The sequence below is a fragment of the Streptomyces sp. NPDC044061 genome, from assembly GCF_056434305.1.
Genome location: NZ_JBWKFL010000029.1, coordinates 8,134 through 8,891, shown reverse-complemented (window position 1 = coordinate 8,891; position 758 = coordinate 8,134). Strand labels below are relative to the sequence as shown.

Here is a 758-nt window from a genome sequence, read left to right as displayed (position 1 = left end):
ACCTTCGTGGCGAGTAGGCGGTTGCGCCTCCCCCCCCCCCCCCCCCCCCCCCCCCCCCCCCCCCCCTCCCCTCCCCCCCCCCCCCCCCCCCCCCCCCCCCCCCCGGGGTCCGGGGGCGGCTAGGCGGTCAGCGCGGCGCGCATCTTGGCCAGGCCGCGCATGCGGTTGCGCTGGACCGTGCCGCGGTGGGCGCCGAGGCGTTCGCCGGCCGAGTCGTGGCTCAGGCCTTCCAGGTCCACGAGGATCACCGCGGCAGCCTCCTTCGGGGAGAGCAGGCTCAGCAGCGCGAGGGCCGTGGCGCTCGCCTCGTACCTGCCGAGCCCGCCGTCCCAGCCGGCCTCCGGCAGCCGGTCCGTGGCGCTTTCCCGCCGGGAGGGGTGCAGCCATGAGTCGCGCAGCAGGTTGAGGGCGACCGTGCAGGTGTAGGCGTACGGGTGCCGCTGCTGGGCGAGGCTGTGGGCGCGGGCCCGCCGGGAGAGCCGCAGATACGTCTCCTGCAGCAGGTCGTCGGCGTCGTACGGGTTGCCGGTCAGGGCCAGCAGCCGTCTGCGCAGCCGCGGCATGTCGGCGGTGAAGGAGGCGTCGAACTCGCCCGGGCTGACGCGGTCGTCCTCGCGGGGCGCCTGGGCGCACAGGCCGCCACTGGTCTCCATGGGTGTCCCCCGATCGTCGGTCGTGGTGTGGGCTGCCGTGGGGGGGGGGGGGGGGGGGGGGGGGGGGGGGGGGGGGCGGGGTGGGGTGAGAGATGGGGGGGGTGG

General features: G+C 77.8%; 1 protein-coding gene. It reads right to left on the bottom strand.

Annotated elements, in window-relative coordinates:
- Positions 1-119: 119 nt before the first annotated feature.
- A complete protein-coding gene (locus tag AC07CM_RS35505) occupies positions 120-653 on the bottom strand; it encodes an RNA polymerase sigma factor (RefSeq protein WP_478880603.1) in 534 nt (177 codons plus the stop codon).
- Positions 654-758 lie beyond the last annotated feature (105 nt).